Here is a 22474-nt window from a genome sequence, read left to right on the forward strand (position 1 = left end):
ACTCAGGGTTCAGTGTTCAGTGTCAGGGAAAGGTTCGGTGAAGTCTTCGGGCGGGTCGCGCAGCAGCCGGGTGACGAGGGACGGGGAGAATCCGCGGCCGGCGAGAAATCGTGCCTGCCGGGCCCATTCCTTGGCGTCGGCGGGCGGCGTGCCGAAGCGTTTGCGCCACAGGGCGGAGGCGCGCTCGACTTCGCTCGATTCGGCTTCCAGCGCGTCGAGGACTTCGTCGATGAGGGCGTCGTCCAACCCGCGCTCGCGCAGCCGCATCTCCAGCAGGCGCCGGCCGCTGCGCTCGGCCCGGGCGGCGACGAAGGCGCGGGCGCAGCGCTCGTCCGAAAGGAGCCCCGTACGCTCGAGGCGGGCGAGCGTCTCTTCGATTTCCTCGGGCGTGCCATGGGGAGCGAGCTTGCGCGCGAGCTCGGCGCGGCTGTGTTCGCGGCGCGCGAGCAGCCGCAGCGCCCTTTGCCACACGCTCGGCTCGCTCATTGCCATGACGAAGGCTTATTCGGCCGCCGGAGCGGCGAGGGCGGCTTCGCTCGGGGCGGCGCTGGGCGCAGCGGAAGCGATCTCGGGCAGGGGCGGCAGCCCTACCTTGGCCCGGATCTGATTCTCGATGCGCCGCGCGAGCTCGGGGCGTTGACGCAGGAATTCGCGCGCGTTGTCCTTGCCCTGACCGATTTTCTCGCCCTCGTAGGCGTACCAAGAACCGGACTTGTCGATGAGCTTGTGCTCCACGCCCAGGTCGATGATCTCGCCTTCGCGCGAGATGCCCTCGCCGTAGAGAATGTCGAACATCGCTTCGCGAAAGGGCGGGGCGACCTTGTTCTTGACGACCTTGACGCGGGTCTCGGAGCCGACGACCTCGTCGCCTTTCTTGATCGTGCCGGTCTTGCGGATGTCGAGCCGCACCGAGGAGTAGAACTTGAGCGCGTTGCCGCCGGTGGTGGTTTCCGGATTGCCGAACATGACGCCGATCTTCATACGGATCTGGTTGATGAAGATGACGAGCGTGTTGGTCTTGTTGATGCTGGCGGTGAGCTTGCGCAGCGCCTGGCTCATGAGGCGCGCTTGCAGGCCGGGGAGCGAGTCGCCCATTTCCCCCTCGATTTCGGCTTTGGGGGTGAGTGCGGCCACCGAGTCGATCACCACGATGTCGACCCCGCCCGAGCGCACCAGCATGTCGGCGATCTCGAGCGCCTGCTCGCCGGTGTCGGGCTGCGACACGAGGAGATCGTCGATATCGACGCCCAATTTCTTCGCATACTGCACGTCTAGGGCGTGTTCGGCATCGATGAAAGCGGCTACCCCGCCGAGTTTCTGCATTTCGGCGATGACGTGCAGCGTGAGGGTGGTCTTGCCCGAGGATTCGGGGCCGTAGATCTCCACCACCCGACCGCGCGGCAGCCCGCCGATGCCCAGTGCGATGTCCAGTCCGAGCGAGCCGGTGGAGACGGTTTGAATATCGCGCACCACCTGCGCGTCGCCCATGCGCATCACCGAGCCTTTGCCGAACTGCTTGTCGATCTGCGCGAGCGCCGCCTGCAGCGCCTTGAGTTTGTTGTCGTCCATCGAAAATTCCTTGGCTGGCCTGGCAAATATAAAGATGGTTTGACCGATTATGGCACAGGATGGTTCAGGGGCGGCACAGGGCGATGGTACCGGCGAGTGCCGTGCGCACGGCCTGGGCGCGCACGGCGATGCGGTCTCCGGCGAAGTGGCGCCGCTCGCTGCGTACCCGCGGCCGGGTCCGGCCCCAGGCCCAGCCGAAACAGACGGTGCCCACGGGTTTCTCCGGGGTGCCGCCGTCGGGCCCGGCGATGCCGGTAATGGACAAGGCCAGCTCAGCCTGGCTGTGCGCGAGTGCGCCGAGCGCCATTTCGCGCGCCACGGCTTCCGACACGGCCCCATGGCGCTCGAGGGTGAGAGGCGCGACGCCGAGCAGTTCGATTTTGGCGGCGTTGGAGTAGGTGACGAAACCGCGTTCGAACCAGCCGGAGCTGCCGGCGATCGCCGTGATCGCCTCGGCGACGGCTCCGCCGGTACAGGATTCGGCGGTGGCGAGCATCCAGCCGCGGGCGGCGAGCAGCACGCCCAGGTCACGGGCGAGGCGCCCCAGGGGGTCTTCGGGTCGGATCATGCCTGCGCTCCCAGGAAGTGCACCGCCACGGCGAGCACGAGCAGCACGTAGCCGGCGGCGGCCAGGTCGTCGATCATGATGCCGAGGCCGCCGTGAAACCGTCGCTCCAGGGTGGCGATGGGTTCGGGTTTGGCGATGTCGAACAGGCGAAAGAGCGCCACGCCCGCCGCCTGCCAGGCAAGCCCCGGCGGGCAGAAGAAGAGCACGAGCCAGACGGCGATCATCTCGTCCCAGACGACGGCGCCGGGATCCTCGGTGCCCAGCGCCTTGGCCGTACGCTCACAGGCGATGACGCCGGCGAGGAAGAAAGAGGCGAGCAGCAGTAGGAAAAGCCCCTCGGAGACCGGGGCGCGCAGCAACGGATAGAGCGCCCAGGCAAGGAGCGAACCGACCGTGCCCGGCGCCCAGGGGGAGAGCCCCGCCCCGAATCCGAGCGCAATGAAATGCGCCGGATGGGCCAGAAGGAAGGAGGGAGAAGGCGGACGCTTGGCGGCGGAAGTCATCGGTGCTCCTGGCATGGGCGGAAATGATCATAGCCCAAAACTGCGGGCAGGGTACGCCGTCCGTCGGGCTTGATGAGCACGATGGGATGTGTCGTGGCCGGCACGAGCCGCCCGATGCGGGAAAGCGGCAGGTTCAGTTCCCCGGCGAGTTGGGCAAGTCGTTGCCGGGATTCCGGCGCGGCGGTGAAGAGGAGTTCGTAGTCGTCGCCACCGGTGAGCAAGGCGGCCCGCGCCCGCTCGGGCGGCGCGCCGCCGGCGACGAGAGGGGCGAGGGGCAGTCTGGCCACCTCGATCTCGGCCGTGAGGGGGGGCGGTGCCGAGCGTTCGAGGAGATGCCGGAGGTCGCCGAGCAATCCGTCGGAGACGTCGAGCATCGCGTGCGCGAGTCGCCGCAGGCGGCGTCCCAAGGCAAGGCGCGGTTCGGGACGATCGAGCGCGGCGAGCCATTCACCGGCGCCGGGCAGGTTCGGCGAGAGTTCCCCGAATCGCACGGCGAGCCCCAGGGCAGCGCGTCCGGGTTGTCCGCTCACCCAGACGTCGTCGCCCGCGCGTGCGCCGCTGCGCAATATCGCCTCGCCTGCCGGCACCCGCCCGAGCGCCGTGATCGTGAGCGCACGCGGGCCGCGGGTGGTGTCTCCGCCGATGAGCCGGGCGCCGTGCCGCCGGGCGCAGGCGAAGAGCCCGCGGGCGAAGGCCGTGAGCCAGGATTCATCGGCCTCGGGCAGGGTGAGCGCGAGCAGGAACCCCGTGGGGACGGCGCCCATGGCCGCCAGATCGGAGAGGTTCACCGCCAGCGCCTTCCAGCCGAGCGCCTCCGGATCGGTTCCGGCCAGGAAGTGCCGCCCCTCGATGAGGGTGTCGCAGGTGATCGCCGTTTCCCGGCCGCTTTCCTCGACGAGCAGCGCCGCGTCGTCGCCGATGCCCAGCCGCAGCCAGGACGGGGTGGGTTCGTGCGCGGCGAGATCGGCGAAGAACTGCTCGATCAGGGAGAATTCGTTCATGATGAAATCCTTGGAGTCTCGGCGATCGCTTCGAGGAGCGCCGCCCGCAGCCGCTCTGACTGGGCCGCGTCGGCGGGCAGTCCAAAGCGCAACCCCGGCGGGTCGTCGAAACGGCGCACGAGGATGCCGTGGCGCTCGAGGGCGGCGGCGAGCGTCGGTGCCCCCGGTGTCTCGACCCAGACGAAGAGCGAGGTGCGGCCGCTCACCCGGAGACCGGATTCTTCCAGCATCGTCGCCAGGGCAAGCGAGGCGGCGGCAAGACGCGCGCGCTGCCGTTCCTGCCAGGCGGAATCGGCGAGCGCGAGCCGGGCCGCCCAGCGTGCCGGATGGCTCACCGCCCACGGGTCGAGCAAGGCGGAGAGCTGCGCGCGCAGCGGTTCGGGGGCGAAGACCAGGCCGAAGCGCAGACCCGCGAGCCCCCAGAATTTGCCCAGCGAACGCAAGACGACGAGGCCGGGCGACCCGGTCTCGGTCACGAGGCTGCCCGCTTCGCCCGGTTCGAGGAAGGCTTCGTCCACGATCAGCCAGCCGCCGCGCCCGGCGAGCCGCCGATGCCATGCGTGCAGCTTCTGGGCGGGAAAGCGCGCGCCAGTGGGGTTGTTCGGATGGACGAGCACCAGCGCGTCGACTTCGTCGAGCCGCGCGTCGATCGCGTCGGTGGCGGGGGCGCAGCGCAAGACGGCGTGGGTGCGCCAGGCATGGGCATGCTCGCCGTACGCGGGATGCGGCACCAGCACGCGGCGCACGTCGGGCAAGAGGGCCGGCAGGCGGGAAATGGCCGCTTGGGTGCCGGGTACCGCCAGGGCGGGGCGACCGAAGACGGCATGCACGAGTTCATCGAGCCCGTCATCCTCTTCCGGTAGACGCCGCCAGACTTCCTCTGGGACCGGCGGCAGGGGGTAGGACCAGGGGCTGATGCCGGTGGAGAGGTCGAGCCAGCACTCGGGCGGCAGACCGTGGCGACGCGCTGCCTCGCGCAGGCGCCCGCCGTGTACCGGTCGGCTCACCGCGCACCCCCCACCAAGGCGAGGAGCGCGAGCAGGAGCAACCAGCCCCAGACGGCGCGTTCGACGAGTTCCATGGCGGCGGCCACGCTGGCCGCGCTCGGCGCGGGACCTTCGCCGAGCAGGGGGCGCTCGTGCCGCGTTCCGCCATAGGAGGCTTCGCCGCCCAGGGTGACGCCCAGCGCGCCGGCGCCGCTCGCCATCACCGGGCCGGCGTTGGGGCTCTCCCACTGCGGAGCTTGGCGACGCCAGCACCGCAACGCCGCCGCCGTGCGTCCGCCCAGGGCATAGAGGAGCGCCGTGACCCGTGCGCTCGGCCAGCCGAGCGCGTCGTCGATACGGGCGGCGCACTTGCCGAAACGCTCGTAGCGTGGCGTGCGATAGCCCCACATGGCATCGAGCGTGTTGGCCAGGCGATGCAGCACCACGCCGGGCGCGCCGAGCAGCGCGAACCACACCAGCGGGGCGAGCACGGCGTCGTGGCCGTTTTCCAGCGCCGATTCCGTGGCAGCGCGCGCCACCTCTTCGCCCGTCATCGCTGCCGTGTCCCGGCTCACGAGGAAGGCTACCCGCGCCCGGGCGGTGGGCAGATCTGCTGCGGCGAGCGCGTCGCGCACCGGTTCGAGGTGCTCGCGCAGGCTGCGTGCTCCGAGGGCGAGCGCCAGGCAGCCGACCGCGAGCGCGTCTTCGACGAACGGATGCACTCGCCCCAAAGCGGCGACGAGCCCCACCCAAGGCAGCACCGCCAGCGCCCAGGCGAGCATTCCTGCGCCCACGCCCTCGCCGAGGTGCTGGCGCACGAGGCGTTCCAGGGCACCGGCCCAGCGACCGAAGCCGACGAGGGGGTGCCAGCGCGGCGGCTCGCCGAAGAGGCGATCGAGCGCGAGGGCGAGCACGGTGGGCAGGAGTATGGACATGACGGCGGGAAAGGGGCGAAGTCGCCCATTATAATCGGGGGTTTTCCGGTCGCGGGGACGGGCATGGCGCGCGCATTGATGATCCAGGGGACCACGTCGGATGCCGGCAAGAGCACGCTGGTGGCAGGATTGTGCCGCCTGCTCGCGCGTGCCGGCGTGCGTGTGGCCCCGTTCAAGCCGCAGAACATGGCCAACAACGCCGCCGTGACGGCCGACGGGGGCGAGATCGGGCGCGCCCAGGCGCTGCAGGCGTTCGCCGCCGGACTCGAACCCCGGGTGGATTTCAACCCGGTCTTGCTCAAACCCACCACCGATATCGGCGCCCAGGTCGTGATCCACGGGCGGGCGGTGCATACCCTGTCGGCGCGGGATTATCACGCCTACAAGCCGGTGGCGCTACGGGCGGTGCTCGAATCCTGGGCGCGCCTGCAAGAGGAATTCGAGTGGATCCTCGTCGAGGGTGCGGGCAGTCCGGCGGAGGTGAATCTGCGCGCGCGCGACATCGCCAACATGGGGTTCGCCGAAGCGGTCGACATCCCGGTGGCGCTGGTGGCCGACATCGACCGCGGGGGCGTCTTCGCCCAGATCATCGGCACGCTCGAATGTCTCTCGCCGAGCGAGCGTGCGCGCATGCGCGGTTTCGTCATCAACCGCTTTCGCGGGGACCTCTCGCTCCTTGCGCCGGGCCTGCAGTGGCTGGAGGAGCGTACCGGCAAACCGGTCTTCGGGGTGCTGCCGCATCTGGGGAAGCTCGCGTTGGAGGCCGAGGACGGCCTCGCGCCGGTGGAGCGCACCGCGCGGGCGAGGCTGCGGGTGGTGGCGATCGCCTGGCCGCGCGTGAGCAATCACACCGACCTCGACGCCTGGCGCCTGCACCCCGAGGTCGACTTCCACTGGTGGCACGGCGGTCCCTGGCCCGGAGCCGACCTGGTGGTGTTGCCCGGCTCCAAGGCGGTGCAGGCGGATCTGGCTTGGTTCGAATCCCACGGCGGCCCGGCGCTGCTGCGCCGACATCTGCGCTACGGCGGCAAGCTCATCGGCCTGTGCGGAGGGTTTCAGATGTTGGGTGAGTGGCTCGACGACCCCCTGGGGCTGGAAGGTGCGCCGGGCGGTCGGCCCGGCCTGGGGTTGCTCTCCTTGCGCACGCGGCTCGATTCCCGGAAGGTGCTGCGCCACTGTCGCGGGCGGCTTGCTGCCACACTGGGCGGTGCGGAGGTCGAAGGCTACGAGATTCACCTCGGCGTGAGCGAAGGGCCAGCGCTCGCGCATCCTGTCGTGATCGGCGAGGACGGCGTGCCCGACGGGGCGCTCGCGGAAGACGGGCAGATCCTCGGCACTTACTGGCACGGACTCTTCGACTCAGCCCCCGCCTTCGCCGCGCTCGCACACTGGGCCGGGGCGGCGCTCTCCACCGAGGATGCGGTGCAACGGCGCGAAGCGGCGATCGAGCGCTTGGCCGCGGCGATCGAGGCGCACTGCGACTGGCGGCGGATGCTGGGGTTGTCCTGATCGTCCAGGAGTGGACGCGAAAACGCCGCCCGCAGGCGGCGCCTTTAGCTCCGTGTGCGCTTTTTCAGCGCAAGAGGCTCTTGACGTTGTTGTCCATCGGAACGATGGTGTCCTTGGCCGCGAGTACCTGGCCGGTGGCAGGGTCGATCGCCTTGGCGCTCAGATAGACGGCTTCCTTGGCCGGGGAATAGGTGCCGGCCACGACGATGCGGGCGTCGTGTTCGCGGGCGATCTGGTCGACTTCGCGTGCAAGCATCAGCTCGCCCGTGTCGCGCTTGACGAAGACGGCCGTGCGCAGCTTGAGCTCGGTGACGACGAAGCCGCGCTGCACGAAGCGGTTGGCGACCTGTTCGGTGAGCGTGCGCCCCAAGGTGGTGGAGCGATCGAGCGCGTCGACGTCGACGAAGGTGGCGAAGAGCACTGGGCCGGCGCGCAGCTCGGGCGGCAGCTGATCGATGAGCGCATCGGCCGTTTCGTAGGCTTTGTTGACGACCACGGCGGGATCGGCCTTGGGCGGTGGCGGGAGGGTCTCGGTGGCGCAGGCCGACAGGGCGAGCGCACAGGCAAGCGTCAGGGTGGTGAGCGGGCGCCGCATGATCAGTCTCCTTTCACCGTCAGCCGGGTGGGATCGTACGGGGGGGTGGAGGCCAGCTTGGCGTAGAGTTCGGGGCTGGTGACATAATAGACGTCGGAGATGCGGGCGAGATAGCGGTCACCGCGCCGTGCCGAGGCCGTGACCATCACTTCGACGTCGGGGGCGGTGGCGAGCTTCGCGTAGCGACTGTCGAGGTCGATCTCGATGTCGGCCGGCCCCTGCTGGGCGACGTTCCAGCCACGGCCGACGAGGTAGCTCACGAAGGCGTCGCGGAAGGCCGCGTCGAACGTGGACGCATTGGCGGCCGGATGAACGTAGATGACATCACACAGGGTGGCTTGCGGCGTGCAGCTGTTGTCGCGAATCATCATGACGCTCAGCCGCTCGGCCAGGCTCGTGGCCACCGTTTGCCACTGGCGTACTGCCTGGATTTTTTGCTGTGGTTCCTGGGCGAAGTCGGTGGGAAGCGGTGCGCCGGGGTTGGTGCAGCCGCCGAGCAGGACGGCGCCCAGCGCGGCGGCGATGGGCAGGGGAGCGAAGCGCATGGTTGCTATCTCCTGAGGATGCCAAGGGCGATTCCATGATCTTAGCGTGAAGCGAATGCGAACGCAATCAATGCTCACCGAAAATTCATACCTCTTCGCCCCGAGCGTGGCGTCCGAAACACGGTGCCCGTTTCTCCAGGAAGGCGGCAAGCCCTTCGCGGTAGTCGGGATCGTCGAGGAATGCCAGCCCAGCGCGTTTTTCTTCTTCCGACAAAGGCGTGCGGTGACGCAGGCGAGCCAACCAGAGCTTGTGCATCCTGGCTACCCGCGGCGCTCCGGCGGCGATGCGTCGCGCCACCGCGAGCGCCTCTTCGAGCGCATGGCCATCCTCGACGAGGTGATGCAATACGCCGAGCCGCCACAGGCGTTCGGCATCGAGCACGGCCCCTTCGAGCAGCATCTGCGCGAGCAGCCCTTCCGGGAGGCGCTCGCGCAGCAGCGCGAGCTCACCGGGGTACATCCAAAAGCCGAGGCGGGCGATGGGCGCACCGAAGCGGGCGCTGCGTCCGGCCACGCGCAGGTCGCACATCGCCGCGATCTCCAGCCCGCCGCCGATGCAGGGACCTTCGATCGCCGCGATTACCGGCAAAGGGCACTCGGCGATGGCGCGCAGCGCCCGCCCAACCTTGCCTTCGTGGTAGTCCAGCGCCGAGGCGATGTCTGCGCGCACGCAGGGGAACTCTTCCAGATCACCGCCGGCGGCGAAAGCTCCATCCGCGCCGGTGAGGATGACGCTGCGCCAGGGAAGACCCTCGGCGGCGAGTTCGAGAAAGAGATCGCCCAGCGCCTGCCACAGGGCGGCATCGAGCGCATTGCGTTTTCCCGGATTTTCGAGCGTGACGACGAGGCAGGAAACCTCGGGATGGGGGTGGGTGTGCAGGGTTCCGCTCATGAGCAATGTTCCCCTTGGGAAAAAGGATCGGGAAGGGTGCTGCGCTGTACGTGCGCGATCGCCTCGCGCCCGGAGCGCAGGTGCTCGCGCATGCACCGCTCGGCGGCCGCAGTCTCCCCGCCGAGCAGAGCGGCGAGCAGCTCGCGGTGCTCCTGCAGGCTGCGTTCCAGCCGCCCTTCGTCGTAGAGGGAATGGTGACGGCTGAGCCGGATCTTCTGGCGCAGATCCTGGATCGTGCCCGAGAGGAAGGGGTTGGCGGCAAGCCGCAGGACTTCCGCATGGAAAGCCTGGTTCGCCTCGAAGAAGGCGTCGATCGCCCCGGCGCGCGCCGCGTCCTCCAGGCGCTGGTGTAAGCGCCGCAGCTCTTCGGTGGCTGCTTCGTCCATGCGCTCGGCGGCCCGGCGCGCGGCGTGTCCTTCGAGCACGGCGAGCACGTCGAAGATCGCATCCAGATCCTCGGCGGAAATCTGGCTGACGAAGGCGCCGCGCCGCGGGATGAGGGTCACCAACCCCTCGGCGGCAAGCACCTTCAGGGCCTCGCGCAGGGGCGTGCGCGAAATGCCGTATTCGGCCGCCAGACGCAGTTCGTCGATGGGTCGCCCCGGCGGCAAATCATGGGCGAAGATGCGCTGGCGCAGCCGCTGCGCCACTTCCTGGTAGAGGGCGTTGGGGGCGATGCGTTGCGAAGCCATATCGGTCGGGCTCCAGGTCTTCCATAATTATGGATTACATATTATATTTGTCGTTTCCGGTTCCCGCGCCGCCTGCCGATCGGTGCCGCGTTTCGACGGCGCGGATGTCACGCTTCCATCGTCGTCGAAGGATGTCTCCATGTCCGACTCCGCACCCGCTTATCCCAAACCCGATCTCGAAGCCTGGAAAAAAGCCGCGGCCAAGCAGGCGCCCGACGGCGACCTGAGCCGGCTCGACTGGCACACCCCCGAAGGCATCGTCGTGCATCCGCTCTACGTGCGCGCCGACCTCGACCGTCTGCCGCACGCCGACACCTTGCCCGGGTTCGAGCCCTTCATCCGCGGGCCGCAGCCGACGATGTACACGGTCAAGCCCTGGACCATCCGCCAGTACGCGGGCTTTTCCACCGCCGAGGAATCCAACGCTTTCTACAAGAAGACGCTCGCCGGCGGCGGGCAGGGCATCTCGGTGGCCTTCGACCTGGCCACGCACCGCGGCTACGATTCCGACAACCCGCGCGTGATCGGCGACGTCGGCAAGGCGGGCGTGGCGATCGACTCGGTCGAGGACATGAAGATCCTCTTCGACGGCATCCCGCTCGACAAGGTCTCGGTGTCGATGACCATGAACGGAGCGGTGCTGCCGGTGCTCGCCGGTTACGTCGTGGCCGCCGAGGAGCAAGGGGTGCGGCAGGATCAGCTCTCGGGCACGATCCAGAACGACATCCTCAAAGAATTCATGGTGCGCAACACCTATATCTACCCGCCCGAGCCGTCGATGCGCATCGTCGCCGACATCATCGCCTACACGGCCGAGCACATGCCCAAGTTCAACTCCATCTCGATCTCGGGCTACCACATCCAGGAGGCGGGGGCGACGCAGGCGCTCGAGCTCGCTTTCACCCTGGCCGACGGCATGGAATACGTGCGCACTGCCATGAAGCGGGGCCTGGACATCGACAAGTTCGCCGGGCGGTTGTCGTTTTTCTTCGCCATCGGCATGAACTTCTACCTCGAGATCGCCAAGCTGCGCGCGGCGCGCTACCTGTGGTGGCGCATCATGAAGGAGTTCGGCGCCAAGAACCCGCGCTCGATGATGCTGCGCACCCACTGCCAGACTTCCGGCTGGTCGCTCACCGCTCAGGATCCCTACAACAACATCATCCGTACCACGATCGAGGCCATGGCCGCGGTCTTCGGCGGCACGCAGTCGCTGCACACCAACGCGCTCGACGAGGCGATCGCGCTGCCCACCGAGTTCTCAGCCCGCATCGCCCGTAACACGCAGCTCATCTTGCAGGAAGAGACCCACATCACCAACGTCATCGACCCTTGGGCCGGCTCCTACATGATGGAGACGCTCACACAGGAGATGATCGACAAAGCCTGGTCCATCATCGAGGAAGTCGAGACGATGGGCGGCATGACCAAGGCGGTCGAATCCGGCTGGGCGAAGATGAAGATCGAGGAGTGCGCCGCCGAGAAGCAGGCGCGCATCGACGCCGGGCTCGACGTGATCGTGGGCGTGAACAAGTACCGTCTGGAGAAAGAAGACCACCCCATCGAGGTGCTGGAGATCGACAACCGCGCCGTGCGCGAGAATCAGATCCGGCGGCTTGAGAAGCTGCGCGCTGAGCGCGATCCCGTGAAAGTGCAGCAGGCGCTCGAGGCGCTCACCCGCTGTGCCCAGACCGGGGAAGGGAATCTCCTCGCGCTCGCGATCGAGGCGGTGCGCGCCCGCGCCACCGTGGGGGAAGTGTCCGATGCCCTGGAAAAAGTCTGGGGCCGCTATCAGGCCAATCCGCAGACGGTCACTGGCGTCTACGGCGCCGTCGTGGAGGGGCGCGAGGAGTGGCGGATGCTCAAGGACGAGATCGAGCGCTTCATCGAGGAAGAGGGCCGTCGCCCGCGCATCATGATCGCCAAGCTCGGCCAGGACGGGCATGACCGGGGGGCCAAGGTGGTCGCCTCCGCTTTTGCCGATCTCGGGTTCGACATCGACATCGGTCCCATGTTCCAGACGCCCGAAGAGGCGGCGCGCCACGCGGTGGAAAATGACGTCCACGCCGTAGGAGTGTCGACGCTCGCCGCCGGCCACAAGACCTTGGTGCCCGCGCTCATCGACGAGCTCAGGCGCCTGGGGGCCGAGGACATCATCGTCTTCGTCGGCGGGGTCATTCCGTCGCAGGATTACGATTTCCTCTATGCGGCCGGCGCCAAGGGCATCTTCGGGCCGGGCACGCCGATCCCCGAGGCGGCGCGCCAGGTACTCGCGGCGATCCGTGCTGCCCGTGGCCGAGGGTGAGTCGTGTCGCCGCAGGAATCGGTGCCGGAGCGTTTTGACGGGCAGCCCGAACTCGGCGAGGAGGATCGCACCCTCGTCGAAGGCGTGCTCGCGCGCCAGCTACGGCCGCTCGCCAAGGCGATCACCCTCATCGAATCGAGCCGGCCCGATCATCAGCGTCGGGCCGAGGCCGTGCTGCAGGCGCTGCTGCCGCACACGGGCGGGGCGCTGCGCCTGGGGATCTCCGGCGTGCCGGGAGTAGGCAAGTCGACCTTCATCGAGGCGCTCGGCCTTTATCTCATCGAGCGCGGGCATCGCGTCGCCGTGCTCGCCGTCGATCCTTCCTCCAGCCTCTCGGGCGGCTCCATCCTGGGCGACAAGACGCGCATGGAGCGCCTGAGTCGCGATCCGCGCGCCTTCATCCGCCCCAGCCCTTCGGCGGGCAGCCTCGGGGGCGTGGCCGAGAAGACGCGCGAGACGATGCTGGTGTGCGAGGCGGCGGGGTTCGACGTCGTCATCGTCGAAACCGTGGGCGTGGGGCAATCGGAGACGGCGGTCGCCAACATGACCGACATGTTCGTCCTGCTGCAGCTGCCCAACGCCGGCGACGATCTCCAGGGCATCAAGAAAGGAATCATGGAGCTCGCCGACCTCATCGTCATCAACAAGGCCGATGCCGACCCCGCCGCGGCGATGCGGGCCAAGGCCCAGCTCGAGACGGCATTGCACATGCTGCGCCCGGCGCATCCCGACTGGCGCGTGCCGGTGCTGCTCGTCTCGGCACTCAAGCGCGAGGGGCTCGATCGATTCTGGGAGACGGTGCTCGCCTTTCGCGACACGCTGCAGCAAAACGGAGCACTTGCCGAAAAACGCCGCCGTCAGGCGCTCGCCTGGATGTGGGAACGGATCGACGCCGAACTCAAGCGCCGTTTCCGTCAACACCCCGCCGTGCGCACGATGCTGCCGGCGATCGAACGGGACGTGGAGAGCGGGCGGCTCGCGCCGGTGGTCGCGGCGCGGCGCCTGCTCGATGCGAGCCAGACCATCAGTCAGTGAGGATAAACCATGCAGGACATCATCCGTCGATTGGAAGAGCAACGCGCCCGCGCCCGGCTGGGCGGCGGCGAGCGGCGTATCGCCGCCCAGCACGCCAAGGGCAAGCTCACCGCGCGCGAGCGCATCGAGGTACTGCTCGACGAGGGCAGCTTCGAAGAGTGGGACATGTTCAAGGAGCACCGCTGCACCGACTTCGGGATGGAGAAAGAACACATCCCCGGTGACGGCGTGGTGACCGGCTATGGCACCATCAACGGCCGGCTCGTCTTCGTCTTCAGCCAGGATTTCACCGTCTTCGGCGGGTCGCTGTCGGAAGCGCACGCCGAGAAAATCTGCAAGATCATGGACCAGGCGATGAAGGTCGGCGCCCCCGTGATCGGCCTGAACGACTCGGGCGGGGCGCGCATCCAGGAAGGGGTGGCCTCGCTCGGCGGCTATGCAGACGTGTTCCAGAGAAACGTGCTCGCCTCCGGCGTGATCCCGCAGATCTCCATGATCATGGGGCCGTGCGCGGGCGGTGCGGTCTATTCGCCGGCGATGACCGACTTCATCTTCATGGTGAAGGACACCTCCTACATGTTCGTCACCGGCCCGGACGTGGTCAAGACCGTCACGCACGAAGAGGTCACAGCCGAGGAGCTCGGCGGGGCGATCACCCACACCACACGCTCGGGCGTGGCCGATGCGGCCTTCGAGAACGACATCGAGGCGCTTTTGCAGCTGCGCCGCTTCTTCGACTTCCTGCCGCTCAACAACCGCGAGAAACCGCCGGTGCGCCCCACCAGCGACGTGGCCGAGCGCATGGAACCCTCGCTCGACACCCTCGTGCCCGACAACCCCAACCAGCCCTACGACATCAAGGAGCTCATCCTCAAGGTGGTCGACGAGGGCGACTTCTTCGAGGTCCAGCCCGACTACGCCAAGAACATCGTCGTCGGCTTCGGACGTATGGAGGGCCGTACCGTCGGCTTCGTGGCCAACCAGCCCATGGTGCTCGCTGGCTGCCTCGACATCAAATCCTCGATCAAGGCGGCGCGATTCGTGCGCTTCTGCGATGCCTTCAACATCCCCATCGTCACTTTCGTCGACGTGCCCGGTTTTCTCCCCGGTACGGCCCAGGAATACGGCGGCATCATCAAGCACGGCGCCAAGCTCCTCTATGCCTATGCCGAAGCCACGGTGCCCAAGATCACCGTCATCACCCGCAAAGCCTATGGCGGTGCCTACGACGTGATGGCCTCCAAGCACCTGCGCGGCGACGTCAACTTCGCCTGGCCCACCGCCGAGATCGCGGTCATGGGGCCGAAGGGCGCGGTCGAGATCATCTTCCGCGACGAGAAGAACGACCCCGAGAAGATCGCGGCCCGCGAAGCGGAATACCGCGAGAAATTCGCCAACCCCTTCGTGGCGGCGCGGCGCGGTTACATCGACGACGTCATCATGCCGCACGCCACGCGCAAGCGCATCTGCCGCTCGCTGGCCATGCTCGAGGACAAGAAACTCGAAAACCCCTGGCGCAAGCACGGCAACATCCCGCTGTGAGACGGCAGGCCAACGGTTCATCGCAATGAGGGAAAACACCACCATGTTCAAAAAGATTCTGATCGCCAACCGGGGTGAAATCGCCTGCCGGGTGATCAAGACCGCGCGCAAGATGGGGATCGCCACCGTGGCGGTCTATTCCGAGGCCGACCGGCGCGCGCTGCACGTGCAGCTCGCCGACGAGGCGGTATGCATCGGCCCGGCGCCCTCCAAGGAATCCTATCTGGCGATGGACAAAATCATCGCCGCGTGCAAACAGACCGGCGCCGAGGCGGTCCACCCCGGTTATGGCTTTCTCTCCGAAAACGAGGAATTCGCCCGTCGGCTCGAAGAAGAAGGCATCGTCTTCATCGGTCCGAAACACGCGGCGATCGCCGCGATGGGCGACAAGATCGCCTCGAAAAAGCTCGCCATGCAGGCCGGGGTCAATACCATTCCCGGCTACAACGAACCGATCGAATCGGCCGAGGAGGCCGTGCGCATCGCCCGCGACATCGGCTATCCCGTCATGATCAAGGCTTCGGCCGGCGGGGGCGGCAAGGGGCTGCGCGTGGCCTACGACGACGCCCAGTGCCGCGAAGGCTTCGAATCCTGCCGCAACGAGGCGCGCAACGCCTTCGGCGACGATCGTGTCTTCATCGAGAAATTCGTCGAGGAGCCGCGCCACATCGAGATCCAGGTCTTCGGCGACGCCTGGGGCAACTACGTCTATCTCTTCGAGCGCGAATGCTCGGTGCAACGCCGTCACCAGAAAGTCGTGGAAGAGGCGCCCAGCCCCTTCATCGACCCCGACACCCGCCGCGCCATGGGCGAGCAGGCGGTGGCGCTCGCGCGTGCGGTCCAATACCAGTCCGCCGGCACGGTGGAATTCGTCGTCGGCAAGGACAAGTCCTTCTACTTCCTCGAGATGAACACCCGCTTGCAGGTCGAGCACCCGGTCACCGAGATGATCACCGGGCTCGATCTGGTCGAGTGGATGATCCGCATCGCCGCCGGCGAGAAACTGCCGCTGTCGCAATCCGAGCTGCGCATCGACGGCTGGGCGATGGAATGCCGCATCAACGCCGAGGATCCCTTCCGCGGCTTCCTGCCCTCCACCGGGCGTTTGGTGAAGTTCCGTCCGCCCGCCGAAGTGCCGGGCCAGGTGCGCGTCGACACCGGCGTCTATGAAGGCGGTGAAATCTCGATGTACTACGACTCGATGATCGCCAAGCTCATCGTGCACGGGCGCGACCGGCTGGAGGCGATCGAACGGATGCAGGAGGCGCTCGACGCCTTCGTCATCCGCGGCATCCACTCCAACATTCCCTTCCAGGCGGCGCTCATGCAGCATCCGCGCTTCCGCGAAGGGCGGCTCACCACCGGCTTCATCGCCGAGGAATTCCCCCACGGCTTCACGCCGGAGATGGTGCCGCACGAAGACCCCTTGATGCTGCGCCTCATCCTCGCGGCGGTCGAGCACAAGTGGCGGCTGCGCAACGCCCGCCTCTCGGGTCAGATGAACGGCCGCCGTTACGCGCCCACGCCGAGCTACCACGTGATCGACGCGCACGGCTCCACCCCGGCCACGGTCGAGGCGCTCTCCGACGTGCGCTTCGTGGTGCGCTCGGGCGATCGGGTGCTGCAGATCGACTTCGATCCGCGTTGGCGTCTGGGCGAGATCGTGCTGCAGGTGCGCATCGGCGATGCGCCGATGACGGTGCAGCTCGAACGCGAGGGCATCCTCTACGTGCTGCGCCACCACGGCGCCGAGCTGCGCGCCCGCGTCCTGCCGGCCCACATCGCCGCCCTCTGGCCCTTGATGCCGCTCAAGTCGCCGCCGGACATGTCCAAGTTCCTCCTCTCGCCCATGCCGGGTCTGCTGCGCGAGGTCGCGGTCGCCGAAGGGCAGGAAGTCAAGGCCGGGGAGAAACTCGCCGTGATCGAGGCGATGAAGATGGAGAACATCCTGCGCGCCGAACAGGACGGCAAGGTGAAGAAAATCGTCGCCAAACCGGGCGCCAGCCTGGCGGTGGACGAAGTGATCCTCGAATTCGAGTGATCTTCCTTCGCCAGGATGTAGAGGAAGAGCCGGCCTCTCGGGGCCGGCTTTTTCCTATACAAAATCAGCGCGCTACGGCAGTGAGCGGGAACGGGCGGAAGTGGATGCTCCGTTGTCATGTCATGGTTGTACAATATAGCTGTCCAACTAACGGAGATCGCCATGACCATCGAAACCACCTACAGCCAGGCCCGCAAGCAACTCAAGACGCTGATGGATCGTGCGGTCGATGACCGTGAAGTCGTCGTGGTGCGTCGCCGCTCGGGGGGGGCCGTTGCAATGATTGCCGCCGATGAACTGCAAAGCCTGATGGAGACAGCGCATCTGCTGCGCTCGCCAAAGAATGCGGAACGTCTGCTGGCTGCCCTGGCCCGTGCTCGGGCCGGTGAGGTCGCACCCACTGCGGTCGATGCCCTCGAGAAACTCTATGGTCTCGAAGACTGAGCTCAAGCGCGTCGCGGTGTTTCAGCCCGAGTTCCTGGAGGACTTGAGTTACTGGGTGGAAACAGAACGCCGCACTGCCAAGCGCCTCCTGGAGCTGGTCAAGGCCATCCTGCGCGACCCATTCAAGGGCATTGGCAATCCCGAACCGTTGAAGTATCTGGGCCCGGATGTCTGGTCACGCCGGATCACGCAGGAACACCGTTGCGTCTACTTGGTGAAAGCGGATCGGATCGAGTTTTTGCAAGGCCGCTACCACTACTAGCCAAGCTGTCGGAGCGGTTGTGTCGGAAACGCTCGATCACCACGTCGGTGTATTGCAAAGGCGAGGCGCCCTTCTGTGGGTAAATGGATGTCTCTTTGTGTGTGAATTGAATTGTGCGCACAAATGGCGTACAATTCAAGTTTGACTGCCATCAGGAGTCAAGCATGACAACCCTTGCCAAAAACACCCGGCTGCACATCCGCTGCGATCAGGAAATGCGTCGCTTGCTCGACAAAGCGGCTGCGTATGCGCATATGAGCGTGTCCGAGTTCGTGCTCAGGAACGCGATCGAGCAAGCCAAGTCGGTCGTGCAGGCGCACGAAAGCATCACCTTGTCTCAGGATGATTTCGCTGCGTTTCTCGATGCGTTGGATACGCAGCCCCAAGCCAACGCGGCACTGCAGCGTGCATTCGCCCGTCACGCCGAGCACGTGAAGTAAATGGCCTATTGCATTCGCGCGCTCGACGGCGACGCACGGACGGCTGATTTCGCGTGTGGTGAGAAAGCGCTCGACGACTACCTGCAGCGCTACGCCAGTCAGGACATCAAGCGTGGCGTGGCACGGGTTTTTGTGGCGAGCCCGGCCGAGCAACCCCAGGTGGTTGCCGGTTTCTACACGCTCAGTGCCGCCAGCATCGCCGCTGAGACGCTGCCCGAGAAGTGGCGTAAAAAACTACCTCGCTACCCCGTGCCTGTGGCCTTACTCGGCCGTTTGGCCGTGGCCCGGCAGTTTCAGGGACAGGGACTCGGTTCGATCCTGCTGGCCGATGCGTGCAAGCGCGTTGCGGCCGCCAGCAAAACCCTCGCGGTGGCTGCCCTCGTCGTCGACGCCAAGTCGCCCAAAGCGGCTGCGTTCTACCAGCACTTCGGATTCATTGAACTTCCCGGTCAGCCCGGCCGCTGGATGCTGCCCCGAGCACACTTTGCGGGGTTCGCCTGAGTCGTCACCAGGGTCGGTGACGATCCAGTAAATAAGAGGGTGTACCTTTTTGCTTTTTTGCTTTGCTTGGTGTCAAAAAACACACATGGTGCTATACTGTCACCGACGTACAATTCCGGATAGTCCGTCAAGGGCGAAATCCTATGCCTTGATTTTGATGCTCACCCGTTTTACCCATTTGAACATCATCACCCGCGAGCAGACCTCGCTGGGACGAAAGTTACCTGGGAAATGATCGAGGTTTGATCACTCTTCTCTTCCATACTAGGGCGCAAGCCCCTTATATTTAATACCTCTCGGAGGTACTGACTATGCCACGCCGCATGAGTGCGAATCAATCAGAGAAGGGCCGGATCACGGCCAGGGTTCCTTTGAACGTACAGAAAACGATTCAGCGAGCTGCTGAACTGACGGGCGTCCCCGTGAACGCGTACATCGTTCAGGTGGTGCATCAGCATGCTCAGGAATTCATCGATCGTCATGAAATGAAGAACATCGTCCTCTCCGAACGGGACTCCGAGTGGTTTCTGGAACAACTGGCCAAGCCGTGTTCGCCGAACGCCAAATTGAAGAAAGCGCTGGCCCAATACCGTGAGCTCATTGATGACAACGAAGATTCACCCGCTCTCTAAGTTGCCGAGGGATCTTCTTGATGCACGTTCGCAGTTCGATTGCGGCACGCCCGCGCTGAATAGATATCTCGCCGAGACCGCCTCTCAGCACGAGAAAAGGAACATTACCCGCACATTCTGCGGGGAAAGGGATGGCGTGTTTTTCGGCTACTACGCACTGACCAATGCGAACGTCGATGTCGGTGCGTTACCGCCTGATGTCGTCAAAAAATACAAGCTGCCCACCCATCAACTGCCTGTGGTTCGTCTGGCCCGTCTGGCCGTCGATAGCCGTTTTCAGGGCCAGGGTCTGGGGCAGGTTCTGGTGGTCGATGCGATGACAAGGGTCCTACGCGTGGCGGAGTTGTCGGGCTGCACGGGCCTCATCGTGGATGCCAAGGACGATAAGGCTGCCGGTTATTACAAAAGCTTTGGGTTCCGTCAGGCGCCGGAAAATGGACTCTTGCTGTTCATGCCGCTGCCTGAGATTCAGGAACTGCTGCGTAAGCGCTAACTTTCCCGGGCTGGGGCGGGTCATGGGGTGGCTCCGGCAGGGCTCATGCAGGCAGTGTAGGCAAGGGGGATGAATGCGTCAAGATTGCGTTCAAACCGTCTCGACCGCCGCGATGGGAACCTTGTGCAGCCTCAAGGCGGCAAAATCGGCTTTCTGGCTGGCGTGCTGGATGTCGATGCCTACCACCGTGCCGTGCTCGTCGAAATCGAGCACGATTCCGTCGGCGACCTCTTCGGAATCGGCCGCCGGGCGCTCACTGAGGTGGATGTAGAGGGAATCGGTCGTTTCGTCGTAATCCAGTTTCATGGCTTGAACCTCCGGTCGGGAAAGGCATTGTGGATCGTTTCGCCATCGGGCAAGGTGACGACCCGCAGGTAACGTCCGAGTTCCTCGATCCAGCGCCACTGGCGAATGCGGCCATCTTCCGGCTGAACCTCGCGGCGCAGCGGCTCGCGGATCGTCAAAATGCACCATTCGAGCTGCAGGTAGGGCCGCTTGACGAGAACCGTATCGCGGAAATAGGGCGTGAGAGGCCAAGAGGCGAGGCTGCGGCCTGGCAGGGATTCATCGGACATATCGGTTGCTATGCCTGGCGCGGGCGGTCGTACTTTTGTGCGTCACGTTCGAGCGTCTCGCGCAAATCGGTTCCGACGGCGGCAAAGTCGCCGCGCAGTTTTGCCGCGTCCTGCGCAAAGCCGCCGCGACGGGGGTAGCGGTATGCGGGCGGCTCGCCAAACAGCGCGAGCGCGCCGGCCATGCCTTCAAAAAATGCCTCAGTCTGTGCAGCATGGTTCCCTTGCTTGCGTCATCATCGGCGCCATGCGCCCAAGGGTCATTGTAGCCGCGAACGCGTCTGCGCGAGCGGGTTTGCTGTCGGCAAGCACTCACAGGCCCGTAGAAGATGGCTCGTGGGCAGGGCAGGGCAGGGTAGCCAAGCCTTCAGAAGCCGCTGCCGGGCTCTGCCTCCAATCTTCTGCCGGCTTCGTCCCGGCGCACTGGGTGTCCCTTTGTTCATTCCCGCTACGATCGCGCAGCCCACGCTCATCGCTTCCAGCAGGCTCCAAGAGAGCACGAAGGGGTAGGTGAGATAGACATGGACGGAAGAGAGCTGCAAGAGCGCCACGAACTGGGGATAGGGGATGTTGCCGAGGAAATGCACCCGCGCCCAGTCGGCATCGGGCAGCTGCGGACGCACTTCTTCGAAGAAGATCTCGCGCCAGGTGCGCCTGCCGCCATAACGCGCCGGGTCGGGCCGGGCGCCGTAGCTCACGTCGTTGCCACCCACGAGGAAGACTCGCGCCTTGGGGCGGCGGCGCAGGATGGCAGGCAGCGCCCGCATGAAGACGTGGTAGCCGCGATAGGGTTCGAGATTGCGATTGACGAAGGTGATGACTTCGTCGCTGCGGGTCAGGGTGAGCTCACCGTTGACCGTCAGGCGCACCTGCGGGTTGGGCACGAGGGTGCAGGTGTCGATGCCGTCGTGCACCACGGTGATCTTGTCGCGAAAGCGCGGCGGAAAGGTGCTCGCCTGCCAATGCGTGGGGCTGATGCCGGCATCGGCCACCTCGAAGTGCATGAGGTTGTTGAGGTTCTTCAACCGGATGCGGCAGACTTCGCCCGGGTCGGTGGCGGGAAACTCGGGATCGAAGCCGACGTCGGCGCCTTGGGGATGGTAGTAGAACTCGCAATAGAGCCCCAGTTTGGCTTGCGGCCAAACGTCCTTGAGAAAGAGGCTCTCGCCCCAACCGGGGTGGGCGATGATCACGTCGGGCGTAAAGCCCTGGGCTTTCAGCTGCAAGGCGGCGCGGAAACACGCCTCGCCCCGGATCACCTTGGTCTCGAAGTCCGACACCCACGGGTGCACGCCCGGCGTAGTACCGCGCGTCACGCCATAGGGAACGAGCTGCACCCCTTGCCATTGGCGCACGGGCACTTGCTGCATCGTCATCGCCACCACCTCGTGCCCCTGCCGAGCGAGCGCCGGGGCGAGGTGCTTGAACTGGCCGGGGAAATTCTGGTGGATGAAGAGCAGTTTCATGCGACGATCCGTAGCCGTCCGGGTTTGAGGAACGAGGCGCGCGTGCACACGCGCTAGATCCGTGCGCTGGAGGGTGACCTAGGGGTAAAAATAGGTGTCCCTTTTTACCTACCTGCCTTCCACGTTGAGAATATTCGTATACTTTTTCAGTGATCGTAGCACGACCCACAGTACCAAGCTGGTGGTTGCCAACAGCAACCAACCTGCATCAACATCGAACTCGCCCTGGTAACGGATGTCTCCAGTTACTTCCAATATGGCCATGAGAAATACAAGCGCAAAAAAAACCGTTGTATTCACGCCGGAGCACATTTTTGAGAGAAAATGGTAAATCTGCTTTTTTATATTTGTCGAATCTCGGAATAAAGGCGGGTGTCTCGTTTGCCCACTCAAGATAAGCCTGTCCGAACTTGTTTCTCAGATATTCTTCCTCTGCAAAAATTATTCTCTCGTAGTATAGCCAAAATACCAATATATAAATCAACGTTAGCCACCAAAGGTGTGCGAACAGGGCAATACCCAAACCCATGAAGAAATTTCCCAAATACAAAGGATTCCTGACGACAGAATAGGCGCCCGTTGTGTTCAGAGTTTCCGCAATTTGCCTTTTTGTATTTCTTCCCGATGTTCCTTTTGGGGTATGTCCGATGGTGAATATGCGGATACCTAATCCAAAAAAACTGACGGCGAGGCATATTGCCTCCCATATGTGATCCAGACGCTCACTATGGCCCAAGTACTCATAATCTTTCATTGAAAACAAAAATATGCCAATTACTATAATCGGCAAATAGCTTCTCCGTCGAAACAGCCAGTTGCCGGTACTTGCAAAATCTTCTCTTAGTGGCATAGGAACTCTCCGAAAAAAGAATGTGCCTTGACTTCCGGGAATTTTAATCAACATCCAAGGGTAATATCATGAATGGCCATGTCGTGGATGGTCCGA

General features: G+C 65.2%; 27 protein-coding genes. 11 read left to right on the forward strand and 16 right to left on the reverse strand.

What is annotated here, in order from left to right; genetic code table 11:
* Nucleotides 1-9: 9 nt before the first annotated feature.
* The 7 genes from recX to H607_RS0101455 all read right to left on the reverse strand — a co-directional run bounded on the left by recX (nt 10) and on the right by H607_RS0101455 (nt 5562).
* A complete protein-coding gene (gene recX / locus H607_RS0101425; protein WP_028873950.1) occupies nt 10-486 on the reverse strand; it encodes a recombination regulator RecX in 477 nt (158 codons plus the stop codon).
* 15 nt (nt 487-501) lie between these two features.
* The gene (gene recA, locus H607_RS0101430) at nt 502-1569 is read right to left on the reverse strand and encodes a recombinase RecA (RefSeq protein WP_028873951.1); all 1068 of its coding nucleotides are present in this window, start codon (nt 1567-1569) and stop codon (nt 502-504) included.
* Between the two features lie 64 nt (nt 1570-1633).
* A complete protein-coding gene (locus tag H607_RS0101435) occupies nt 1634-2137 on the reverse strand; it encodes a CinA family protein (RefSeq protein ID WP_028873952.1) in 504 nt (167 codons plus the stop codon).
* A complete protein-coding gene (locus tag H607_RS0101440) occupies nt 2134-2640 on the reverse strand; it encodes a phosphatidylglycerophosphatase A family protein (RefSeq protein ID WP_037989210.1) in 507 nt (168 codons plus the stop codon). Before H607_RS0101440 ends, H607_RS0101435 begins: the two co-directional genes overlap by 4 nt.
* Nucleotides 2637-3644: a thiamine-phosphate kinase gene (gene thiL / locus H607_RS11205; protein WP_425426863.1), complete on the reverse strand. Its 1008-nt coding sequence runs from the start codon at nt 3642-3644 to the stop codon at nt 2637-2639. Before thiL ends, H607_RS0101440 begins: the two co-directional genes overlap by 4 nt.
* Nucleotides 3638-4648: a threonine-phosphate decarboxylase CobD gene (gene cobD / locus H607_RS0101450; protein WP_028873954.1), complete on the reverse strand. Its 1011-nt coding sequence runs from the start codon at nt 4646-4648 to the stop codon at nt 3638-3640. The genes thiL and cobD overlap by 7 nt, the downstream gene beginning before the upstream one ends.
* Entirely contained in the window at nt 4645-5562 is a 918-nt protein-coding gene (locus tag H607_RS0101455) for a CobD/CbiB family cobalamin biosynthesis protein (RefSeq protein WP_028873955.1), read from the reverse strand. The genes cobD and H607_RS0101455 overlap by 4 nt, the downstream gene beginning before the upstream one ends.
* Before the next feature lie 63 nt (nt 5563-5625).
* Here H607_RS0101455 and H607_RS0101460 point away from each other — a divergent pair, with 63 nt between their 5' ends.
* Nucleotides 5626-7071 (forward strand): cobyric acid synthase, encoded by a 1446-nt coding sequence (locus H607_RS0101460; protein WP_051240546.1) that lies wholly within the window; start codon nt 5626-5628, stop codon nt 7069-7071.
* Nucleotides 7072-7135: 64 nt separating this feature from the next.
* Here the strand turns inward: H607_RS0101460 and H607_RS0101465 are convergent, their stop codons facing one another.
* From H607_RS0101465 to H607_RS0101480, 4 genes are all read right to left on the reverse strand, one after another.
* Nucleotides 7136-7666, reverse strand: a complete 531-nt coding sequence (locus tag H607_RS0101465; protein WP_028873957.1) for a FlgO family outer membrane protein — start codon at nt 7664-7666, stop codon at nt 7136-7138.
* 2 nt (nt 7667-7668) lie between these two features.
* The gene (locus H607_RS0101470; RefSeq protein ID WP_028873958.1) at nt 7669-8211 is read right to left on the reverse strand and encodes a hypothetical protein; all 543 of its coding nucleotides are present in this window, start codon (nt 8209-8211) and stop codon (nt 7669-7671) included.
* Between the two features lie 85 nt (nt 8212-8296).
* Nucleotides 8297-9103, reverse strand: a complete 807-nt coding sequence (locus H607_RS0101475; protein ID WP_028873959.1) for an enoyl-CoA hydratase/isomerase family protein — start codon at nt 9101-9103, stop codon at nt 8297-8299.
* A complete protein-coding gene (locus H607_RS0101480) occupies nt 9100-9795 on the reverse strand; it encodes a GntR family transcriptional regulator (protein ID WP_028873960.1) in 696 nt (231 codons plus the stop codon). Before H607_RS0101480 ends, H607_RS0101475 begins: the two co-directional genes overlap by 4 nt.
* A gap of 139 nt (nt 9796-9934) precedes the next feature.
* On the opposite strand from H607_RS0101480, the gene scpA reads away from it, so the two are divergent.
* The 10 genes from scpA to H607_RS0101530 all read left to right on the forward strand — a co-directional run bounded on the left by scpA (nt 9935) and on the right by H607_RS0101530 (nt 19490).
* Nucleotides 9935-12100, forward strand: a complete 2166-nt coding sequence (scpA, locus tag H607_RS0101485; protein WP_028873961.1) for a methylmalonyl-CoA mutase — start codon at nt 9935-9937, stop codon at nt 12098-12100.
* A 3-nt stretch (nt 12101-12103) separates the two neighbouring features.
* A complete protein-coding gene (meaB, locus tag H607_RS0101490; protein WP_211218430.1) occupies nt 12104-13135 on the forward strand; it encodes a methylmalonyl Co-A mutase-associated GTPase MeaB in 1032 nt (343 codons plus the stop codon).
* Between the two features lie 9 nt (nt 13136-13144).
* Nucleotides 13145-14677 carry an acyl-CoA carboxylase subunit beta gene (locus H607_RS0101495; RefSeq protein WP_028873963.1) on the forward strand — a complete coding sequence of 511 codons (1533 nt, stop codon included), beginning with the start codon at nt 13145-13147 and terminating at the stop codon, nt 14675-14677.
* Nucleotides 14678-14720: 43 nt separating this feature from the next.
* Nucleotides 14721-16718 (forward strand): acetyl-CoA carboxylase biotin carboxylase subunit, encoded by a 1998-nt coding sequence (gene accC, locus H607_RS0101500; protein ID WP_028873964.1) that lies wholly within the window; start codon nt 14721-14723, stop codon nt 16716-16718.
* A 162-nt stretch (nt 16719-16880) separates the two neighbouring features.
* The gene (locus tag H607_RS0101505; RefSeq protein ID WP_028873965.1) at nt 16881-17162 is read left to right on the forward strand and encodes a type II toxin-antitoxin system Phd/YefM family antitoxin; all 282 of its coding nucleotides are present in this window, start codon (nt 16881-16883) and stop codon (nt 17160-17162) included.
* Nucleotides 17146-17424, forward strand: coding sequence for a Txe/YoeB family addiction module toxin (locus H607_RS0101510; protein ID WP_028873966.1), 279 nt, complete (start codon nt 17146-17148; stop codon nt 17422-17424). The genes H607_RS0101505 and H607_RS0101510 overlap by 17 nt, the downstream gene beginning before the upstream one ends.
* A gap of 164 nt (nt 17425-17588) precedes the next feature.
* The gene (locus H607_RS0101515; RefSeq protein ID WP_028873967.1) at nt 17589-17864 is read left to right on the forward strand and encodes a type II toxin-antitoxin system TacA family antitoxin; all 276 of its coding nucleotides are present in this window, start codon (nt 17589-17591) and stop codon (nt 17862-17864) included.
* Nucleotides 17865-18365 (forward strand): GNAT family N-acetyltransferase, encoded by a 501-nt coding sequence (locus tag H607_RS0101520; protein WP_028873968.1) that lies wholly within the window; start codon nt 17865-17867, stop codon nt 18363-18365. It begins immediately after the preceding gene.
* A 311-nt stretch (nt 18366-18676) separates the two neighbouring features.
* On the forward strand, nt 18677-18997 hold the full coding sequence (locus H607_RS0101525; protein ID WP_083961860.1) for a type II toxin-antitoxin system TacA family antitoxin: 321 nt from the start codon (nt 18677-18679) through the stop codon (nt 18995-18997).
* Nucleotides 18969-19490 carry a GNAT family N-acetyltransferase gene (locus H607_RS0101530; RefSeq protein ID WP_083961861.1) on the forward strand — a complete coding sequence of 174 codons (522 nt, stop codon included), beginning with the start codon at nt 18969-18971 and terminating at the stop codon, nt 19488-19490. The genes H607_RS0101525 and H607_RS0101530 overlap by 29 nt, the downstream gene beginning before the upstream one ends.
* 90 nt (nt 19491-19580) lie before the next feature.
* Here H607_RS0101530 and H607_RS0101535 read toward each other — a convergent pair whose 3' ends face one another.
* The 5 genes from H607_RS0101535 to H607_RS13025 form a co-directional block, all read right to left on the reverse strand.
* The gene (locus tag H607_RS0101535) at nt 19581-19796 is read right to left on the reverse strand and encodes a DUF2283 domain-containing protein (protein WP_028873971.1); all 216 of its coding nucleotides are present in this window, start codon (nt 19794-19796) and stop codon (nt 19581-19583) included.
* A complete protein-coding gene (locus H607_RS0101540; protein ID WP_051240547.1) occupies nt 19793-20065 on the reverse strand; it encodes a hypothetical protein in 273 nt (90 codons plus the stop codon). Before H607_RS0101540 ends, H607_RS0101535 begins: the two co-directional genes overlap by 4 nt.
* A gap of 8 nt (nt 20066-20073) precedes the next feature.
* Nucleotides 20074-20247 carry a hypothetical protein gene (locus tag H607_RS13305; protein ID WP_157381253.1) on the reverse strand — a complete coding sequence of 58 codons (174 nt, stop codon included), beginning with the start codon at nt 20245-20247 and terminating at the stop codon, nt 20074-20076.
* 75 nt (nt 20248-20322) lie between these two features.
* Nucleotides 20323-21528: a glycosyltransferase gene (locus H607_RS11210; protein ID WP_083961862.1), complete on the reverse strand. Its 1206-nt coding sequence runs from the start codon at nt 21526-21528 to the stop codon at nt 20323-20325.
* A gap of 208 nt (nt 21529-21736) precedes the next feature.
* A complete protein-coding gene (locus tag H607_RS13025; RefSeq protein WP_157381254.1) occupies nt 21737-22378 on the reverse strand; it encodes a methyltransferase family protein in 642 nt (213 codons plus the stop codon).
* Nucleotides 22379-22474: the final 96 nt, after the last annotated feature.

The sequence above is a fragment of the Tepidiphilus margaritifer DSM 15129 genome (assembly GCF_000425565.1).
GTDB classification, from domain to species: Bacteria; Pseudomonadota; Gammaproteobacteria; order Burkholderiales; family Rhodocyclaceae; genus Tepidiphilus; species Tepidiphilus margaritifer.

Bases quoted from the DNA above. Each gene is read 5' to 3' on its own strand.
- recX (WP_028873950.1), bottom strand. From the start codon at position 486: ATGAGCGAGCCGAGCGTGTGGCAAAGGGCGCTGCGGCTGCTCGCGCGC.
- recA (WP_028873951.1), bottom strand. From the start codon at position 1,569: ATGGACGACAACAAACTCAAGGCGCTGCAGGCGGCGCTCGCGCAGATC.
- H607_RS0101435 (WP_028873952.1), bottom strand. From the start codon at position 2,137: ATGATCCGACCCGAAGACCCCCTGGGGCGCCTCGCCCGTGACCTGGGC.
- H607_RS0101440 (WP_037989210.1), bottom strand. From the start codon at position 2,640: ATGACTTCCGCCGCCAAGCGTCCGCCTTCTCCCTCCTTCCTTCTGGCC.
- H607_RS0101455 (WP_028873955.1), bottom strand. From the start codon at position 5,562: ATGTCCATACTCCTGCCCACCGTGCTCGCCCTCGCGCTCGATCGCCTC.
- H607_RS0101460 (WP_051240546.1), top strand. From the start codon at position 5,626: ATGGCGCGCGCATTGATGATCCAGGGGACCACGTCGGATGCCGGCAAG.
- H607_RS0101465 (WP_028873957.1), bottom strand. From the start codon at position 7,666: ATGCGGCGCCCGCTCACCACCCTGACGCTTGCCTGTGCGCTCGCCCTG.
- H607_RS0101470 (WP_028873958.1), bottom strand. From the start codon at position 8,211: ATGCGCTTCGCTCCCCTGCCCATCGCCGCCGCGCTGGGCGCCGTCCTG.
- H607_RS0101475 (WP_028873959.1), bottom strand. From the start codon at position 9,103: ATGAGCGGAACCCTGCACACCCACCCCCATCCCGAGGTTTCCTGCCTC.
- H607_RS0101480 (WP_028873960.1), bottom strand. From the start codon at position 9,795: ATGGCTTCGCAACGCATCGCCCCCAACGCCCTCTACCAGGAAGTGGCG.
- scpA (WP_028873961.1), top strand. From the start codon at position 9,935: ATGTCCGACTCCGCACCCGCTTATCCCAAACCCGATCTCGAAGCCTGG.
- H607_RS0101495 (WP_028873963.1), top strand. From the start codon at position 13,145: ATGCAGGACATCATCCGTCGATTGGAAGAGCAACGCGCCCGCGCCCGG.
- accC (WP_028873964.1), top strand. From the start codon at position 14,721: ATGTTCAAAAAGATTCTGATCGCCAACCGGGGTGAAATCGCCTGCCGG.
- H607_RS0101505 (WP_028873965.1), top strand. From the start codon at position 16,881: ATGACCATCGAAACCACCTACAGCCAGGCCCGCAAGCAACTCAAGACG.
- H607_RS0101510 (WP_028873966.1), top strand. From the start codon at position 17,146: ATGGTCTCGAAGACTGAGCTCAAGCGCGTCGCGGTGTTTCAGCCCGAG.
- H607_RS0101515 (WP_028873967.1), top strand. From the start codon at position 17,589: ATGACAACCCTTGCCAAAAACACCCGGCTGCACATCCGCTGCGATCAG.
- H607_RS0101520 (WP_028873968.1), top strand. From the start codon at position 17,865: ATGGCCTATTGCATTCGCGCGCTCGACGGCGACGCACGGACGGCTGAT.
- H607_RS0101525 (WP_083961860.1), top strand. From the start codon at position 18,677: ATGCCACGCCGCATGAGTGCGAATCAATCAGAGAAGGGCCGGATCACG.
- H607_RS0101530 (WP_083961861.1), top strand. From the start codon at position 18,969: ATGACAACGAAGATTCACCCGCTCTCTAAGTTGCCGAGGGATCTTCTT.
- H607_RS0101535 (WP_028873971.1), bottom strand. From the start codon at position 19,796: ATGAAACTGGATTACGACGAAACGACCGATTCCCTCTACATCCACCTC.
- H607_RS0101540 (WP_051240547.1), bottom strand. From the start codon at position 20,065: ATGTCCGATGAATCCCTGCCAGGCCGCAGCCTCGCCTCTTGGCCTCTC.
- H607_RS13305 (WP_157381253.1), bottom strand. From the start codon at position 20,247: ATGGCCGGCGCGCTCGCGCTGTTTGGCGAGCCGCCCGCATACCGCTAC.
- H607_RS11210 (WP_083961862.1), bottom strand. From the start codon at position 21,528: ATGAAACTGCTCTTCATCCACCAGAATTTCCCCGGCCAGTTCAAGCAC.
- H607_RS13025 (WP_157381254.1), bottom strand. From the start codon at position 22,378: ATGCCACTAAGAGAAGATTTTGCAAGTACCGGCAACTGGCTGTTTCGA.